This window comes from Variovorax sp. PBS-H4 (assembly GCF_901827205.1).
In the GTDB taxonomy this organism is placed as follows: Bacteria; Pseudomonadota; Gammaproteobacteria; order Burkholderiales; family Burkholderiaceae_C; genus Variovorax.
This window is the reverse complement of the sequence record NZ_LR594675.1, coordinates 3,899,503-3,917,336: the sequence shown is the minus strand read 5'-3', so window position 1 is coordinate 3,917,336 and position 17,834 is coordinate 3,899,503. Positions and strand designations below refer to the sequence as shown.

Annotated in this window: 15 protein-coding genes; 11 read left to right on the top strand and 4 right to left on the bottom strand. The window is 66.5% G+C overall.

What is annotated here, in order from left to right; translation table 11 throughout:
- Nucleotides 1–102 precede the first annotated feature (102 nt).
- The 6 genes from ilvN to E5CHR_RS18525 all read left to right on the top strand — a co-directional run bounded on the left by ilvN (nt 103) and on the right by E5CHR_RS18525 (nt 7,326).
- The gene (ilvN, locus tag E5CHR_RS18550) at nt 103–594 is read left to right on the top strand and encodes an acetolactate synthase small subunit (protein WP_162581200.1); all 492 of its coding nucleotides are present in this window, start codon (nt 103–105) and stop codon (nt 592–594) included.
- Between the two features lie 43 nt (nt 595–637).
- Entirely contained in the window at nt 638–1,654 is a 1,017-nt protein-coding gene (ilvC, locus tag E5CHR_RS18545) for a ketol-acid reductoisomerase (RefSeq protein WP_162581199.1), read from the top strand.
- A gap of 91 nt (nt 1,655–1,745) precedes the next feature.
- A complete protein-coding gene (pssA, locus tag E5CHR_RS18540; RefSeq protein WP_162581198.1) occupies nt 1,746–2,570 on the top strand; it encodes a CDP-diacylglycerol--serine O-phosphatidyltransferase in 825 nt (274 codons plus the stop codon).
- A gap of 181 nt (nt 2,571–2,751) precedes the next feature.
- Nucleotides 2,752–4,455, top strand: coding sequence for a 2-isopropylmalate synthase (leuA, locus tag E5CHR_RS18535; protein WP_162581197.1), 1,704 nt, complete (start codon nt 2,752–2,754; stop codon nt 4,453–4,455).
- 17 nt (nt 4,456–4,472) lie between these two features.
- On the top strand, nt 4,473–6,011 hold the full coding sequence (locus tag E5CHR_RS18530) for a 2-isopropylmalate synthase (RefSeq protein WP_162581196.1): 1,539 nt from the start codon (nt 4,473–4,475) through the stop codon (nt 6,009–6,011).
- Nucleotides 6,012–6,126: 115 nt separating this feature from the next.
- Nucleotides 6,127–7,326, top strand: coding sequence for a serine hydrolase (locus E5CHR_RS18525; protein ID WP_162581195.1), 1,200 nt, complete (start codon nt 6,127–6,129; stop codon nt 7,324–7,326).
- A 45-nt stretch (nt 7,327–7,371) separates the two neighbouring features.
- Here the strand turns inward: E5CHR_RS18525 and E5CHR_RS18520 are convergent, their stop codons facing one another.
- The 3 genes from E5CHR_RS18520 to aat are packed head-to-tail and all read right to left on the bottom strand — an operon-like array spanning nt 7,372 to nt 9,695.
- On the bottom strand, nt 7,372–8,166 hold the full coding sequence (locus E5CHR_RS18520) for an IclR family transcriptional regulator (RefSeq protein WP_162581194.1): 795 nt from the start codon (nt 8,164–8,166) through the stop codon (nt 7,372–7,374).
- Between the two features lie 30 nt (nt 8,167–8,196).
- Nucleotides 8,197–8,946, bottom strand: coding sequence for an arginyltransferase (locus tag E5CHR_RS18515; RefSeq protein ID WP_162581193.1), 750 nt, complete (start codon nt 8,944–8,946; stop codon nt 8,197–8,199).
- Nucleotides 8,943–9,695 (bottom strand): leucyl/phenylalanyl-tRNA--protein transferase, encoded by a 753-nt coding sequence (aat, locus tag E5CHR_RS18510; protein WP_162581192.1) that lies wholly within the window; start codon nt 9,693–9,695, stop codon nt 8,943–8,945. The genes E5CHR_RS18515 and aat overlap by 4 nt, the downstream gene beginning before the upstream one ends.
- 116 nt (nt 9,696–9,811) lie before the next feature.
- On the opposite strand from aat, the gene E5CHR_RS18505 reads away from it, so the two are divergent.
- Nucleotides 9,812–12,142, top strand: a complete 2,331-nt coding sequence (locus E5CHR_RS18505) for a xanthine dehydrogenase family protein molybdopterin-binding subunit (RefSeq protein WP_162581191.1) — start codon at nt 9,812–9,814, stop codon at nt 12,140–12,142.
- Between the two features lie 3 nt (nt 12,143–12,145).
- Here E5CHR_RS18505 and pobA read toward each other — a convergent pair whose 3' ends face one another.
- A complete protein-coding gene (gene pobA / locus E5CHR_RS18500) occupies nt 12,146–13,327 on the bottom strand; it encodes a 4-hydroxybenzoate 3-monooxygenase (protein WP_162581190.1) in 1,182 nt (393 codons plus the stop codon).
- A 132-nt stretch (nt 13,328–13,459) separates the two neighbouring features.
- Between pobA and E5CHR_RS18495 the strand changes: the two genes are divergently transcribed.
- From E5CHR_RS18495 to E5CHR_RS18480, 4 genes are all read left to right on the top strand, one after another.
- Nucleotides 13,460–14,230 carry an IclR family transcriptional regulator domain-containing protein gene (locus E5CHR_RS18495; RefSeq protein WP_162581189.1) on the top strand — a complete coding sequence of 257 codons (771 nt, stop codon included), beginning with the start codon at nt 13,460–13,462 and terminating at the stop codon, nt 14,228–14,230.
- A gap of 50 nt (nt 14,231–14,280) precedes the next feature.
- Complete coding sequence (locus E5CHR_RS18490; protein ID WP_162581188.1) at nt 14,281–14,940, top strand: response regulator; 660 nt, start codon at nt 14,281–14,283, stop codon at nt 14,938–14,940.
- Nucleotides 14,941–14,974: 34 nt separating this feature from the next.
- On the top strand, nt 14,975–16,288 hold the full coding sequence (locus tag E5CHR_RS18485; protein ID WP_162581187.1) for an ATP-binding protein: 1,314 nt from the start codon (nt 14,975–14,977) through the stop codon (nt 16,286–16,288).
- Nucleotides 16,289–16,359: 71 nt separating this feature from the next.
- The gene (locus tag E5CHR_RS18480; RefSeq protein WP_162581186.1) at nt 16,360–17,820 is read left to right on the top strand and encodes a DegQ family serine endoprotease; all 1,461 of its coding nucleotides are present in this window, start codon (nt 16,360–16,362) and stop codon (nt 17,818–17,820) included.
- The last annotated feature ends 14 nt before the right edge of the window (nt 17,821–17,834 follow it).

The following is a 17,834-nucleotide window of genomic DNA, read 5'->3' as shown; positions in this document are numbered from 1 at the left end:
CCGGCTCCTTATCAACTCATTTCCGGATGAATCTATTGTCCGTCGAGCCTGAGCATTACCGTGCGCAGGGGAGGGCGGCGAAAAGAGGAATCCCTTGCTGACATGAAACACATCATTGCCGTGCTGCTCGAGAACGAGCCCGGTGCACTCTCCCGCGTCGTGGGTCTTTTTTCCGCCCGCGGCTACAACATCGAATCGCTCACCGTCGCGCCCACCGAGGACGCCAGCCTGTCTCGAATGACCATTGTGACGGCCGGGTCCGACGACGTGATCGAGCAGATCACCAAGCATCTCAACCGCCTGATCGAGGTCGTCAAGGTCGTCGACCTGACCGAAGGCGCCTACACCGAGCGCGAGCTCATGATGGTGAAGGTGCGCGCGGTCGGCAAGGAGCGCGAGGAGATGATGCGCATGGCCGAGATTTTCCGCGGCCGCATCATCGACGTGACCGACAAGAGCTACACGATCGAGCTGACCGGCGATCATGGGAAGAACGATGCCTTCATCGAGGCCATCGACCGCAGCGCCATCCTCGAGACCGTCCGCACCGGCGCCAGCGGCATCGGCCGCGGCGAGCGCATTCTGCGCGTTTGAGAACCCCCCACACATTCATCGAATCTACGAAGGAGCAAGCACCATGAAGGTCTATTACGACAAGGACGCCGATCTGAGCCTGATCAAGGGCAAGACCGTGGCGATCATCGGCTATGGCAGCCAGGGCCATGCGCACGCACAGAACCTCAACGACAGCGGCGTGAAGGTCGTCGTCGGCCTGCGCAAGGGCGGCGCGTCCTGGCCCAAGGTCGAGAAGGCGGGCCTCAAGGTCGCCGAAGTGGCGGATGCCGTGAAGTCGGCCGACGTGGTGATGATTCTTCTGCCGGACGAGCAGATCGCCAACGTCTACAAGAACGATGTCGCCCCCAACATCAAGGAAGGCGCCTCGCTGGTGTTCGCTCACGGCTTCAATGTGCACTACGGCTTTGTGCAGCCGCGCGCCGATCTCGATGTGTGGATGGTGGCGCCCAAGGCCCCCGGCCACACCGTGCGCAGCACGTACACCCAGGGCGGCGGCGTGCCGCACCTGATCGCCGTGCACGCCGACAAGAGCGGCAAGGCGCGCGACCTGGCCCTGTCCTATGCGACCGCCAACGGCGGGGGCAAGGCCGGCATCATCGAGACCAACTTCCGCGAAGAGACGGAGACCGACCTTTTCGGCGAGCAGGCCGTGCTGTGCGGCGGTACCGTGGAACTCATCAAGGCTGGCTTCGAGACGCTGGTGGAAGCTGGCTACGCGCCCGAGATGGCCTACTTCGAGTGCCTGCACGAGCTCAAGCTGATCGTCGACCTGATCTATGAAGGCGGCATCGCCAACATGAACTACTCGATCTCGAACAACGCGGAGTACGGCGAGTACGTGACGGGTCCGCGCATCGTGACCGAGGAAACCAAGAAGGTGATGAAGCAGGTCCTGAAGGACATCCAGACCGGCGAGTACGCCAAGAGCTTCGTGCTCGAGAACGCAGGTGGCGCGCCTACGCTGATGAGCCGCCGCCGCCTCAACGCCGAGCACCAGATCGAGGTGGTCGGCGAGAAACTGCGCGCGATGATGCCCTGGATCAAGAAGAACAAGCTGGTCGACCAGACCCGCAACTGATCGGACCTCTCGATTCGCAAAAGGGCCACCCACGCGGGTGGCCCTTTGTCTTTCGTGCCGCGTGGGCGGCTGAACTACACTGCGCCGATCCATGCATGACGACACGCTCCCCGAAGATCTAGCGCCGCGCAAGCGCCGCAAGGGCATCTATATCCTGCCGAACCTGTTTACGCTGGCCGCGCTGTTCGGGGGCTTCTATTCGATCGTGATGGCGATGAATGGGCGCTTCGACCTCGCAGCACTCGGCGTGTTCGCGGCCATGATCCTCGACAGCCTGGATGGGCGCGTGGCGCGCATGACCAACACGCAGAGTGCGTTCGGGGAGCAGATGGATTCCCTGTCGGACATGGTGTCCTTCGGTGCTGCGCCGGCCTTGATCGCCTATGAATGGTCTCTCAAGGGCCTGGGGCGCTGGGGCTGGATCGCGGCCTTCGTCTACTGCGCCTGCGCCGCGCTGCGGCTGGCGCGTTTCAACGTCAACACCGGCGTGGTCGACAAGCGCTGGTTCCAGGGCCTGCCTTCCCCGGCAGCCGCGGCGCTGGTGGCGGGGTTCATCTGGCTGATGACCGAATGGGGCAGGCGCGGCGGAGAGGTGCTGTATTTGTCCTGGCAGCAGATCACCTGGATCACCTTCGGCTTCACGCTCTATGCGGGCCTCACGATGGTGACCAATGCACCGTTCTACAGCTTCAAGGACATCCAGATGAAGAAGAGCGTGCCCTTCGCCGTCATCGTGCTGATCGCACTCGCCATCGCGGTCATCAACATCCATCCGCCGACCGTCCTGTTCGGCCTCTTCGTGGCCTACGGATTGAGCGGCTATGTGGTCTACGGCTGGCGAAAGGCCAAGGGCCAGCCCGTGAGCGTCATCAGCATCTCGACCGAGGAGCCCGATGAGCGCGGCCTGCACAAGTGATTGGGCCTGTGCTACATTCGCGATTCCCATGAACAAGCTTTCGCTGGCCCTACTACTGATCCCCTACGGGCGGAGAAGGTAGCGCGCGCAAGCGATTCCCTCACACGGCCCGTTCGCACCAGCAACGGGCCGTTTGTTTTGGGTTGCTGGTTGTCCATCCGACCACAGCGAGAAATTCCAGATGTTGAAGCAACCCGACCGCAAGTACCGCGCCTTTGCACCCATCGGCCTGAAGGACCGCACCTGGCCCGATGCCGTGCTGACCAAGGCCCCGATCTGGCTGTCGACCGACCTGCGCGACGGCAACCAGGCGCTCGTGGAGCCGATGGACATCGCACGCAAGATGCGCATGTTCGAGACGCTGGTGGCCATCGGTTTCAAGGAGATCGAAGTCGGCTTTCCCTCGGCCTCGCAGGTTGAGTTCGACTTCGTGCGCAAGCTGATCGAGGAAGACCGCATCCCCGACGACGTGACGATCCAGGTGCTGACGCAGGCGCGCGATCACTTGATCGAACGCACGTTCGAGTCGCTCCGGGGCGCGCCGCGCGCAATCGTGCACCTCTACAACGCCGTGGCGCCCGTGATGCGCCGGGTGGTGCTCGCCATGGACGAGGACCAGATCGTCGAACTGGCCGCCTCGCACGCGCGCATGTTCAACGAGCTGGCAGCGAAGCAGCCGGCCACGCGGTGGACTTTCCAGTACTCGCCCGAGATGTTCTCCAGCACCGACCTGGCCTTCTCCAAGCGGGTCGTCGATGCAGTCACCGACGTGTGGGCACCGACACCGCAGCGCAAGTGCATCGTCAACCTGCCATCGACCGTCGAGCACTCCACGCCGAACATCTTCGCCGACATGATCGAGTGGATGCACCGCAACCTGGCGAGGCGCGATTCGATCGTGCTGTGCGTGCATCCGCACAACGACCGCGGCACCGGCACCGCAGCCGGCGAGTTTGCATTGATGGCGGGCGCCGAGCGCATCGAGGGCTGCCTGTTCGGCAATGGCGAGCGCACCGGCAACCTCGACCTGGTGAACGTCGCCCTCAATCTCTATACGCAAGGGGTCTCGCCGGGGCTGGACTTCTCGAACATCGATGAGATCCGCGCGACCGTGGAACACTGCAACCAGTTGCCGGTGCATCCGCGCCACCCTTATGCAGGCGACCTGGTCTACACCTCCTTTTCGGGCTCGCACCAGGACGCGATCAAGAAGGCCTTTGCGGCCCGCAAGGACGGCGACGTCTGGGAAATGCCGTACCTGCCGATCGATCCCAAGGACGTAGGCCGCAGCTACGAGGCTGTGATCCGCGTGAACAGCCAGTCGGGCAAGGGCGGAATCGCCTATCTGCTCGAAAGCGAGTATGGGCTCGAGCTGCCGCGTCGCTTGCAGATGGAATTCAGCCAGGTCGTTCAACGCGTGATGGATGTCGCCGGCAAGGAGCTGACGGCCGCAGACCTCTGGCAGCTGTTCGAGCGCGAGTACCGCATCGTCGAGGGGGCCGGTCCCCAGCATCGTGTGCTCGAGGAGCGGGGCGAGGGCGCCGGCGCTTCGGTGGTGCTGCGCGCCGACCTGCCTTGGGCAGGCGAGATCCGTCGCATCGAAGGCCAGGGCAATGGGCCGATCGACGCCTTCATCCACGCGCTGGCCGAGGCCACGGGGCATTCGATCCGCGTGATCGACTACCACCAGCATGCGATCGGCGCCGGCGCCGACGCGCAAGCCGTCGCCTATCTCGAGCTGAGGGTCGACGAGACCCGCACGCTGTTTGGCGTGGGCAAGGACGCCGACATCGTCTCGGCCTCGCTCAAGGCCATCGTGTCGGGCCTCGAGCGGGCGCGAGCGCAGGGCGCCCGCAGCGCACAATCGACGGTTGAAGCCGCCTGAACACAAGGAGATCCGCGATGGCCGACAAACTCATCATTTTCGACACCACCCTGCGCGACGGCGAACAGTCGCCGGGTGCCTCGATGACCAAGGACGAGAAGCTGCGCATCGCTCGCCAGCTCGAGCGCCTGCGGGTGGACGTCATCGAGGCGGGCTTCCCGGCCAGTTCGAACGGTGATTTCGACGCGGTCGCGGCCATCGCCGGTGCGATCAGGGAATCGACCATCTGCGGGCTCTCGCGAGCCAATGACCGGGACATCTCCCGGGCCGCCGAGGCCTTGAAGGGGGCCGCCAGCGGCCGCATTCACACCTTCATCGCGACCTCGCCGCTGCACATGGAAAAGAAACTGCGCATGACGCCCGACGAGGTGTTCGAGCAGGCGAAGCTTTCCGTCCGCTTTGCACGCAACCTGGTCGGTGACGTCGAGTTCAGCCCCGAGGACGGCTATCGCAGCGACCCTGACTTTCTGTGCCGGGTGCTCGAAGCCGTGATCCAGGAGGGCGCGACCACCATCAACGTGCCCGATACCGTCGGCTACGCCATTCCCGAGCTCTACGGCAACTTCATCAGGACGCTGCGCGAGCGCATCCCGAACAGCGACAAGGCGGTCTGGTCCGTCCACTGCCATAACGACCTGGGAATGGCGGTTGCCAATTCGCTCGCAGGCGTGAAGATCGGCGGGGCGCGGCAGGTGGAATGCACCATCAACGGCCTGGGCGAGCGCGCCGGCAACTGCTCGCTCGAGGAGATCGTGATGGCGGTGAAGACACGAAAGGATTACTTCGGGTTGGAGCTCGGCATCGATACCCGGCACATCGTGGCGGCGAGCCGCATGGTGAGCCAGACCACGGGCTTCGTGGTGCAACCCAACAAGGCGGTGGTGGGCGCCAATGCCTTTGCCCATGCCTCCGGCATCCACCAGGACGGCGTTCTCAAGGCGCGCGACACCTACGAGATCATGCGCGCGGAAGACGTGGGCTGGACCGCCAACAAGATCGTGCTGGGCAAGCTCAGCGGCCGCAATGCCTTCAAGCAGCGCCTGCAGGAACTGGGCGTCGCCATGGAGAGTGAAGTCGACATCAACGCCGCCTTCGCACGCTTCAAGGAACTCGCTGACAGAAAAAGCGAAATATTTGACGAAGACATCCTCGCACTTGTAAGCGCGGAGGAGCATTCGCACGTTGCGGAACAGTTTGATTTTGTATCCTTGTCGCAGCACAGCGAAACCGGCGAGCGCCCCCAGGCGCGCATCGTGTTCACGGTGCTCGGCAAGGAAGTCACGAGCGAATCGGAGGGCAATGGTCCGGTTGATGCGTCGCTGAAGGCGATCGAGGCCCACGTGAAGAGCGGGGCCGAAATGGTGCTTTATTCGGTGAATGCCATCAGCGGGTCGACGGAGAGCCAGGGCGAGGTCACGGTCCGTCTGCAGAACGCGGGCCGTGTCGTCAATGGCGTCGGTGCCGATCCGGACATCGTGGTGGCTTCGGCCAAGGCTTATTTGAGTGCTCTCAACAAGTTGCAGAGCCAAGCTGAGAGAGTGGCTGCGCAAGGTTAGTTGTCAGGGGGATCCTTTGTTCCGAATGAAGAAAGGAATGCAAGTAACTGATATTGCGTGTCTTTTTTGATTTCGATACACTGCGATACCTGTTAATCGCTGCTGGAGTTTTTTAATGCCCGAAGCCCGTTCCTACCGAGTTTCCAGCCAGCGGTTTCTTCCCGCACTTACCGTACTTCCGGCTCTTCGCCTCATCGCCGTCGCGCTCTGCGCCACGGCGTTTTTGTTGCCTGCGGCCGAAGCCGCCAAGAAGGCGCCCGCCACGAAGAAGGCGCAGCTCGGCAGCGACAGCAAGCAGAGCGTTTCTTCCAAGCGTAGCGTCGCTTCCAGCAAGCGCAGCGACAAGAGCGAGCAGACCGACCGCGTGGTGAGCGGCGGCCGCAACGTCGTGGCATCGATTCGCAAGCGCGGCGGCAAGACGGTGGTCGCCGTGCAGCGGCGCTCCGTCGTGCGTGTGCCCGAAGTGGCGGCGCGCCAGTCCTTCGGCCAGCTCGCCGGCCTGCACAGCACCGAGGATGCGCTCGACCTGAGGTCCAGTGTGGCGTTGGTGATTGACCAAGACACGCGCGAAGTGCTCTTCAGCAAGAACGACAACGTCGTGTTGCCGATCGCCTCGCTCACCAAGCTCATGACCGGGCTGCTCGTCAGCGAAGCCCACCTGCCCTCCGACGAGCTCATCACCATCACCCAGGACGATGTCGACACGGAAAAGGGGAGCCGCTCCAGGCTGACCGTCGGCACCACGCTGCCGCGCGGCGAGCTGCTTCACCTGGCACTGATGTCCAGCGAGAACCGTGCGGCGCATGCCCTTGGCCGCACCTATCCGGGCGGCCTCGCGACGTTCGTCAGCGTGATGAATGCCAAGGCCAAGATGCTCGGCATGAAGGACACCCGCTACGTCGAACCTACAGGCCTGTCGAGCCGCAACCAGTCGAGCGCGCAGGACCTGGCGCTGCTCGTCAATGCCGCCTACGCCGACGCGACGGTGCGCCAGCTTTCGACCTCGCCCGAGTATCAGGTCGAGGTCGGCAACCGCGTGCTTCAGTACAACACCACCAACCGCCTGGTCAAGAGCCCCGACTGGGACATCGGTCTCCAGAAGACCGGCTACATCTCGGAAGCCGGCCAATGCCTGGTCATGCAGGCCCGGATCGCCGGCCGCAAGCTGATCATGGTGTTCCTGGATTCCGCCGGCAAGCTCGGCCGCATCGCCGATGCCGAACGCGTGCGGCGCTGGGTCGAAGCCAACCATCACATGATCAATCCGGCAGCGGCCACGCCGCAGCCGTCCCTTGCGGCCCATATCGCGGGCTGATCGCCTCGTCTCCTCGCGACCCAGGCGCCGACTCTGGCGGGCGCTTCAGCCTGCCGGTGGCGTAGCGGCGCTGTAGCCGAGCGCGTTGGAGATCTCGTTGGCGGTCGCCTGCAGCTTGGGCAGCCAACCGTCATCGAGCCGGTCCGCCGGGGCCGAGATCGACAAGCCGGCCACCAGTTTTCCTTGATCGTCGTAAATACCTGCTGCCATGCAGCGTACGCCGAGCTCCAGCTCCTCGTTGTCCCGGGCGATGCCATATTGGCGCGCCTTTGAAAGCTCCCGTTCCAGGGCAGGCAGTTGGGTGATGCTGTTGCGCGTATGGCCTGCAAGGCCCGTGCGGGTGGCGTAGCTGCGCACGCGCTGCGGCTCGTCCACTGCGAGAAAAAGCTTTCCGGTGGACGTCAGGTGCAACGGCGCCCGCCCGCCAATGGCCCGGACCACCTGCATGCCCGAGCGTTCGCTGTAGGCGCGCTCGATGTAGACGATTTCGTCGCCCTGGCGCATGCTGAGGTTGACCGGCTGCTGGGTCAGCTTGTGCAGTTCACGCATCGGCACCATCGCCGCGTCTCGCACATTCAGCCGGCCCTTCACCAGGTTCCCGAGCTCCAGCAGGCGCATGCCGAGCCGGTAGCTTCCGGCTTCCGGCCTGTCGACGAAGCGGCCGACCGCCAGATCGTTCAGGATGCGGTGCGCAGTTGATGGATGCAGGCCCGTCTTCTCGCTTATTTCTTTCAGCGAAATGGCTTCCTCACGTGAGGCGAGCACGTCGATCAGCGAGAACATGCGCTCGATCACCTGGATGACGGGCGCGGCCGGAATGTCTGATTGGGGTTTTCTCATGGGCAACGCGGTGGGGAACCGGCTGCGATTTTACTTGGTGAAATCGTTCGGCGCTTGCCAGCGGCCGTCGACCAGAACCTCATGCGGCGAGAAACGTGCCTTGTAGTTCATCTTCGTGCTGCCCTCGATCCAGTAGCCGAGGTAGACATGGGCCAAGCCCAGCTTGCGCGCCTGCTCGATCTGCCACAGTACGCTGTAGTTGCCGAAGCCCGCGCCCGGCTCGGGCTCGTAGAAGGTGTAGACCGCCGACAGGCCATCGTTCAGCACGTCGAGGATGGACACCATCTTCAGTGCGCCCGCGCTGCCGTCCGGGTGGGTCTCGCGGAACTCCACCAGCCTGGAATTGACCCGGCTCTGCAGCAGGAACTGGGTGTACTGGTCGATGCTGTCGTGATCCATGCCGCCGCCGGCATGGCGGCCGTTCTGGTAGCGCAGGTACAGCTGGTAGTGCTCGGGCACGAAGCAAAGCTTGAGCACGCGCGCCTGCAGATTGGCGTGACGCGCCAGCGCACGGCGCTGGCTGCGGCTGGGCTTGAAGGCATCGGCCAGCACGCGCAGCGGCACGCAGGCGTTGCAGCCGTCGCAATGGGGGCGGTAGGTAAACATGCCGCTGCGGCGGAAGCCGCTGAGCACCAGGTCCGAGTAGGCGTCGTTGTGGATCAGGTGACTGGGCGTGGCGACCTGCGAGCGTGCCTGCCGGTCCGGCAGGTAGCTGCACGGATAGGGCGCCGTCGCGTAGAACTGCAGCGTGTGGAGCGGAAGATCCTTGAGGTGCGTCACGTCGGAAGGGAAGTTCGCGCAGGCAGGAGTTCGGACCAGTATACGGGCTCGAAACGCCACCGGGGCCCCGCCAGATGACGAGCCTTTGCCACATGCGAGAGAAAGCGCGCACGCGGCATTTCCTGCGCGCCCAGGCTGGCCAGATGGCTGGTGTTCTGCTGGCAGTCGATCATTGCGATCTCGTGCCGGCGGCAGAACGAGACCAGTGCGGCGAGCGCGATCTTGGAGGCATCGGGCCGCCTCGCGAACATCGATTCGCCGAACACGGCGCCCCCGATGCCTACGCAATACAAGCCGCCTGCCAGCTCGCCCGCGATCCAGGTCTCGACGCTGTGCGCATGACCAGCCTCGTGCAGCGCCGTGTAGGCGCGCACCATTTCCGGAAGGATCCAGGTGCCGGTCTGGCCGGAGCGCGGGGCCGTTGCGCAGGCTCGGATCACCGTCTCGAAGCCATGGTCGATCCGGATCTCGCAATCCGGCGCCGCGCGGAAGCGCTCCAGCGTCCTGCGCAGCGAACGGTGCAGCCTGAAGCGCTCCACATCCAGCACCATGCGCGGGTCCGGGCTCCACCAGAGAATGGGTTGGCCTTCGCTGAACCAGGGAAAGATGCCGTGCGCGTACGCCTGCAGCAGGCTTGCGACATCGAGGCCGCCGCCGGCCGCCAGCAGGCCGGGAACGGGATCGGATTCGCCCCACGCCAAGGTGGCGTCGGGCAGTGGGTCACCAGGGGCGAGCCAGGGCAGTTGCATGGTCGAAGGTATACACGGCTTCGGCAGTACGCGATGTCGTCGGAAGCGCGAAAGCACCGGTGCTCATATAGTCGTCCCCTGACTCGCGCCCCGCGTGCAACGGAAAGAGGACTCAGGTGGCAACAGAAACGAATCCCATGCGCTTCGGCAGCGGCCAGGCCGTCAGGCGGCTCGAAGACGAGAGCCTCCTGGCCGGGGCCGGACGCTACACCGACGACGTCACGTTACCGCTTCAGACCCATCTGTTCTTCGTGCGTTCCCCTTACCCGCATGCCCGGTTGACAGCCATCGATGTCGCTGCGGCGGCGGCCATGCCCGGCGTCCTGCGCGTGCTGACCGGCGCCGACCTGCAGCAGGCCGGCGTCAAGCCGATGCCCGGTGCCGTCGCCTTCAAGCGTGCCGACGGTGCCGCGTGCGCATCGCCGCCGCGGCACGTTCTCGCGATCGACACGGTGCGCTTCGTTGGCGAGCCGGTGGCTGCCGTGATCGCCGAAACGGCAGCGCAGGCGCGCGACGCCGGCGAGGCGGTCGTGGTCGACTACGAGGAACTCCCGATGGTCGTGGACACGCAGGCCGCCGCCGCAGAGGGCGCGCCGCTGGTGTGGGGCGAAGCCACCGGCAACATTGCCGCCGAGATGCGCCACGGCAGCGCCGAGGCGGCCAGCGCCGCCTTCGCCCGCGCCGACCACGTGGTGGCGCTGGACGTCGTCAACCAGCGGGTGGTCGCGCTCACGATCGAACCCCGCTCGGTGCTGGCCGATGCCGACCCGGAGTCCGGCCGGCTCACCCTGCGGATGAGCACGCAAATGCCCTCGGGCGTGCGCAACTCGGTGTCCGAGGCCATCGGCTTGCCTGCCGAGCAGGTGCGCGTGGTCGTGGGCGACGTGGGTGGCGGCTTCGGCATGAAGACCGGCGCCTATCCGGAGGACATCGTCGTGGCGTTTGCGGCGCACCAGCTGCGCCGCCCGGTCAAGTGGGTCGCCGACCGCAGCGAGGAGTTCCTTTCGACCTCGCACGGGCGCGACATCGAGGCCCGGGCCGAACTCGCGCTCGATGCCAGCGGCAGGATCCTCGCGCTGCGCATTCGCACCCTGGCCAACGTGGGTGCGTACGCCACCGGCACGGGCGTCGCCATTCAGTTGCTGATCGGCCCCTGGGTGCAGACCAGCGTCTACGACATCCAGACCATCGACTTCCACTTCCTGGCGGTGCTCACCAACACCGCGCCGACCGGTGCCTACCGCGGTGCCGGCCGCCCCGAGGCGATCTACACCATCGAGCGGCTGATGGACGAGGCCGCGCGCGAGATCGGCATCGACCGCATCGAGCTGCGCCGGCGCAACTTCATCCAGCCGGAGCAGATGCCTTACACCAACCCGATGAAACAGACCTACGACACAGGCCGCTTCGGGCTGGTGATGGACCAGGCGCTGGCCCTGGCTGACTGGCAAGGCTTCGACGCGCGTGCGGCCGAATCGGAGCGTCAGGGCCGGCTTCGCGGCCTGGGCATCGCGACCTTCCTGGAGTGGACCGGCGGCAATGTATTCGAGGAGCGGGTGACGGTCTCGGTGCAGGCCGACGGCATCATCGAAGTATTCTCGGCCGTCAACGCCATGGGGCAGGGCATCGCGACCACGCTGGCCCAATTGGTGGTCGATGCCTTTGGCGTGCCCATCGAGAAGGTGCGTATCGTGCTGGGCGACACCGACCGGGGCAATGGCTTCGGCAGCGCCGGTTCGCGCTCCATCTTTACCGGCGGCTCCGCCGTGCGCGTCGGCGCCGAGCGCACCATCGATCGGGCCCGCACCCTGGCGGCGCAGGAGCTCGAGGTCGCGCCGGAAGACGTTGCATACGAGGCCGGCCTCTTCAAGGTGGCCGGTACCGACTTGTCGCTGGACCTGTTCGCACTCGCGGGGCGGCAGCCCGAGCAGCAGATCTTCGTCGACTCGACCAGCGCCGTTGCCGGTCCGACCTGGCCGAACGGCTGCCACATCTGCGAGGTGGAGATCGACCCGGCGACGGGCGAGATCGGCATCGTGGCCTATGCGTCGGTCAACGATGTGGGCCGGGTGATCAACCCGCTGATCGTGCGCGGCCAGCTCGAGGGCGGCGTCGTCCAGGGCATCGGCCAGGCCCTGTGCGAACGGGTGGTCTATGACACCGAGACCGGCCAACCGCTCACTGGAAGCCTGATGGACTACGCGGCGCCCCGCGCCGACATCGCGGCAGCCATGTTCAAGACCGAGATGGACCAGAGCACGCCCTGCTTGAACAACCCGCTGGGCGTGAAGGGCGTGGGCGAGCTCGGCACCATCGGCGCCACGCCTGCGGTGGTCAACGCGGTGGCCGACGCCTTCGCGCGCAACGGCATGGCCGGGCTGGCGCCGCGGCTGGACATGCCGCTGACACCGGCGCGCATCTGGCAATTGATGCAGCCCGGGCCCTGAGGCTCAGAACTCCTCCAGCGGTAGGCCGACGTAGTTCTCCGCCACCGAGGTCGATGCGGCCCGCGAGTGCACCAGGTAGTCGAGCTCGGCTTCCTGGATCTTCTGCCCGAACTCGCCCGTGTCAGGGAACCGGTGCATGAGCGACGTGAACCACCAGGAGAAGCGCTCGGCCTTCCAGATCCTGCGCAGGCACAGCTCGGAATAGCGGTCGAGCGCCGACTCGCTCTGCTCGCGGTAGAAGACCTCCAGCGCGCGCGACAGGAAGCCGACATCGGCCGTGGCCAGGTTCAGGCCTTTGGCGCCGGTCGGCGGCACGATGTGGGCTGCGTCGCCCGCGAGGAACAGCCGCCCGAAGCGCATCGGCTCGGCCACGAAGCTGCGCAGCGGGGCAATGCTCTTCTCCAGCGAGGGTCCGGTCACCAGCCGCTCGCGCGCCTCGGGGTCCAGCCGCAGCCGCAGCTCGTTCCAGAACGCGTCGTCGCTCCAGTTCTCCACCCGCTCCTCGACGGGCACCTGCACGTAGTAGCGGCTGCGCGTGGCGCTTCGCATGCTGCACAGCGCGAACCCGCGCTGCGTGTTGGCGTAGATCAGCTCGTGCGACACCGGCGGCACGTCGGCCAGCACGCCCAGCCAGCCGAACGGATAGACTTTTTCGTAGGTGTGGATGGCACCGGCCGGGACACTGGCCCGACTGACGCCGTGGTAGCCGTCACAGCCGGCGATGAAGTCGCATTCGATTTCGTGGGCTGCGCCGTCTTTCTCGAAGCGCACGGTCGGCCGCTCGCCGTCGAAGCCATGCAGGCTGACCTGCGAGGCGCCGTAGACCGTCGTCAGGCCCTCGGCCGCGCGCGCATTCATCAGGTCGTGCGTGACCTCCGTCTGGCCATAAACGGTGACCTGCTTGCCGCCGCTCAGGCCGTGCAGGTCGATGCGGTGGCGCGCGCCCTTGAACAACAGTTCGATGCCCTCGTGCGGCAGACCTTCGGCCTTGGCGCGCGCGTCGACGCCGGCACGCGCCAACAAGTCCATCGTGACCTGCTCCAGCACGCCGGCGCGGATGCGGCCCAGCACGTAGGCGCCGGTCTGGCGTTCGACGATGACGTTGTCGATGCCGGCCTTGAAGAGCAGTTGGCCGAGCAGCAGGCCGGCCGGGCCGGCGCCGATGATGGCGACTTGGGTACGCATGGAGGTCTCCTGGATGTCAGCGTGAAGCGTAGGACCGGGCGGTCGTCCCCGCATCGCCCGGGACCATCCTCTGTGCGATGATGAGGCTGCCTGCGCGATGATCGCGCAACACTTGGACGACGCCGACCCACCGTGACCATTGCCAAGCCGGACTTCATCGAGGGCATTGCCAAGGGCATGGCTGTGCTCGAGAGCTTCGATACCGAGCGCCAGCGCCTCAATGCCACGCTGGCCGCCGAGCGGGCTGGCCTCACGCGCGCTGCCGCCCGGCGGCATCTGCTCACGCTCGCGCACCTGGGCTACCTCGAGACCGACGGCAGTTATTTCTGGATGGCGCCGAAGGTGCTGCGCTTCTCGGGCAGCTACCTGGCCTCCTCGAGGTTGCCGCGTGCGCTCCAGCCCACCCTCAACCGGCTGGCGGCCCAGACCGGCGAGTCCTTCTCGGCCGTGGTGCTCGACGGCGAGGAGGTGGTCATCGTCGCGCGCAGCGGCGCCTACGGCACGCCGACCCGCGTACTCGCCTACGGTCTGCACCTGGGCGCGCGCCTGCCTGCGCACGCGACCTCGACCGGCTGCGTGCTGCTGGCGGCGATGAGCCCGGCGCAACTGTCGCAGTGGCTCAAGGGCCGTCTGCTGCCGCGCCTGACGCCGCACACCATTACCACTGCGCGCCTGCTGCGCCAGCGCATGGTCCAGGTCCGCAAGGAAGACTACTGTTTCGCCAGCGAGGAACACGAGCTTGGCGTGCAGGCGCTGGCGGTGCCGTTGCGCAACATGCAGGGTCACACCGTGGCCGCGCTCAATGTCGTGCTCTCCGGCGGCCGTCACCCGGAGGAGGCGCTGCGCCGCGACCTGCTGCCGCTGCTGTTCGAGGCGGCACGCGAGGTGCGCTCGCTGCTCTGAACTTTGCAGCGCGCTACGATCTCGAACAAGCTTTGCCGGATGACTCCACGATGCGACTGCTGCTGCTCGAAGACGACGTGATGATCGGCGAGGCCGTGCTCGACCTGCTGCGGGCCGAGCACTACGCGGTCGATTGGGTCAAGGACGGCGAGGCCGCTGACACCGCACTTCGCACGCAGCAATACGACCTGGTCCTGCTCGACCTCGGCGTGCCGCGCCGCGACGGACTCGAAGTGCTGCGCGCGCTGCGTGCGCGCAAGCAGCGCATGCCGGTGCTGATCGCCACCGCCCGCGACTCGGTGCAGCAGCGCATCGAAGGCCTGGATTCCGGCGCCGACGACTACGTCCTGAAGCCCTACGACCTCGACGAGCTGCTGGCGCGCATCCGCGCCTTGCTGCGGCGGGCCTCGGGCAGGGCCGAACCGGTCTACGAGCACATGGGCGTGAGCATCCATCCGACCACGCGCGAGGTCTCGGTCAACGGCCAGCCCGTGGTGTTGTCGGCGCGCGAGTGGGCGGTGCTCGAGCCCTTGATCGCCCGGCCCGGCATGGTGCTGTCGCGTGCCCAGCTCGAGGAAAAGCTCTACGGCTGGAAGGACGAGATCAGCAGCAATGCGGTCGAGGTCTATGTGCACGGCTTGCGCAAGAAGCTGGGCGCAGACCTGATCCGCAACGTGCGGGGCGTGGGGTACATGGTGCCGAGAGAATGATGCGCGCAGCGCAGTGCCGAGCGTGGGGGCCCAGATGAAATCCTTGCGCGCGCGGCTGTTGCTGTTCTTGCTTGCGGCCATCGTGCTGGCCGCCGGCACCCAGGCCTTCGTCGCCTATCGCACGGTGCTCGACGAGGCCGACCAGATCTTCGACTACCACATGCAGCAGATGGCCCTGTCGCTGCGCGCCGGCCTGCCACCGAGCGCGGCAGTGGGGGGGCTGAGCGACGGCGAGGAGAACTTCGAGTTCGTCGTGCAGGTATGGACGGCCGATGGCGTGCTCGTCTTCGAATCGGCCGCCCAGGCTGCACTGCCGCAGCGTGCAGTGCTCGGCTTCTCGAACGTGAAGGCGCGCGGCACCACCTACCGGGTCTACTCGCTGCAGGCCCGCTCGCTGGTGATCCAGGTGGCGCAGGACATGGCTGCGCGCCGCCACATGGCGGGCACGCTGGCGCTGCGTACGGTCGGGCCCATCGCGCTGGCGGCGCCGCTGCTCATGCTGGTCGTGTGGTGGGTGGTGAGCCACTCGCTGGCGCCCGTGGCCCGCGTGCGCGGCCAGGTGGCGGCGCGGCAGGCCGACGACCTCTCACCCGTGAGTGAGAGCGGATTGCCGGAGGAGGTGCGTCCTCTGGTGCACGAACTCAACCTGCTGTTCGACCGCGTGCGCCGCGCCTTCGAGGCGCAGAAGCATTTCGTGGCGGACGCCGCGCATGAATTGCGCTCGCCGCTGGCCGCGCTGAAGCTGCAGGTGCAGGGGCTGCAGCGTGCGCCTGACGAGGCCACGCGCGAGGTGGCCGTGAACCGACTGGCTGCAGGCATCGACCGGGCGACGCGGTTGGTGGAGCAAATGCTGGCCCTGGCGCGGCAGGAGGCCAGCGCAGCGGCCGGAACACCACCGGAGGCGGTGGAGCTGCAGGAGGTCGCGCGGTTGGCGCTGTCCGATGCGATTGCCGCTGCCCAGGCAAAACGCATCGACATCGGCATCGCCAGTGCACACGCGGCACGGGTACAGGGCCAGCCCGAGGCGCTGCGCACACTGCTGCGCAACCTGCTGGACAACGCCGTCAAGTACACGCCCGAAGGCGGGCGCGTCGACCTCCGCATCGCCCGGCAGGCCGGCGGCGCCGAGCTGGTAGTGGAGGACAGCGGACCGGGCCTGCCGCGCGAGGAACGCGAGCGCGTGCTCGACCGCTTCTACCGTGTCGGGGAATCGCAGGCGCCGGGCAGCGGCCTGGGGCTGGCGATCGTCAAGTCGATCGCAGACCAGCATGGCGCCGCGCTGGACATCGGGCACTCGGACAGCCTGGGCGGCTTGCGGGTGAGGCTGCTTTTTCCCTCCACCGTTTAAGGCGGGCCTAAGCGAGCTGACCGACATTTCCTTTCATCGTGTTTCCACTGACACCTCGAAAGGAGTCCCCCATGAATGTCCGTCTGAATTCGCCTCGTGCCCTTGCCGCCGCACTGGCCGCCGCCGGGGTGATCGGCGCCGTCGGCGCGGGCGCCTACACCAGTGCCAGTGCCGTCGGCGCGCCTGCAGCGGCGCCTGCCGCCGCGGCGCCGCTGGTCACCATGCCCGACTTTTCGACCATCACCTCGCGCGACGGTCCGGCCGTGGTCAACATCAGCGTGACCGGCACCACCAAGACCTCGATGGAGGGCATGGCCGGTATCGATCCGGAAGACCCGATGTTCGAGTTCTTCCGTCGTTTCGGCGGTGGCCAGTTCGGGCAGCGCGGCCAGCAGCGCGAGGTGCCCGTGCGCGGCCAGGGCTCGGGCTTCATCGTGAATGCGGACGGCATCATCCTGACCAACGCACACGTGGTGAAGGACGCCAGCGAGGTGACGGTCAAGCTCACCGACCGCCGCGAGTTCCGCGCCAAGGTGCTCGGCTCCGACCCCAGGACCGACATCGCCGTGCTCAAGATCGACGCCAGGAACCTGCCGACCCTGCAACTGGGCAGCACCAAGGACCTCAAGGTGGGCGAATGGGTGCTCGCTATCGGCTCGCCCTTCGGCTTCGAGAACACCGTGACGGCGGGCGTGGTGAGCGCCAAGGGCCGGTCGCTGCCCGACGACAGCTACGTGCCCTTCCTGCAGACCGACGTGGCCATCAACCCCGGCAACTCGGGCGGGCCGCTGCTCAACACGCGCGGCGAAGTGGTGGGCATCAACTCGCAGATCTACAGCCGCAGCGGCGGCTACCAGGGTGTCTCGTTCGCGATCCCCATCGATGTCGCGATCCAGGTCAAGGACCAGATCGTCGCGACCGGCAAGGTCAGCCATGCCCGGCTCGGCGTGGCGGTGCAGGAGGTCAACCAGGCCTTCGCCGACTCTTTCAAGCTCGACAAGCCTGAAGGCGCGCTGGTGTCGAACGTCGAGAAGGGCGGCCCGGCCGACGAGGCCGGCCTGCGCTCGGGCGACGTGATCCGCAAGGTCGACGGCGAGCCCATCGTCGCGTCGGGCGACCTGCCGGCGCTGATCGGCCAGAAGAAGCCGGGCAGCCGCATCACGCTGGACGTGTGGCGCCAGGGCGAGCGGCACGAGATCAGCGCCCGGCTCGGCGATGCGGGCGAGAAGACGAGTGCCGTGGCCAAGAACGACGCCGCCGCCGGACACGGCAAGCTGGGGCTCGCGCTGCGCCCCTTGCAGCCGCAGGAAAAACGGGAGGCGCGCGTGGATGCCGGCCTGCTCATCGAGGATGCGGGTGGCCCCGCGGCCATGGCGGGCGTGCAGCCCGGCGACGTGCTGCTGGCCATCAACGGCACGCCCGCCAAGACAGTGGAGCAGGTGCGCGAGGTGGCGGCGAAGGCCGACAAGTCGGTCGCGCTGCTGATCCAGCGCGACGGCGACAGGATCTTCGTGCCGGTGCGCCTGGGCTGAAGAAGGTGCGGGCC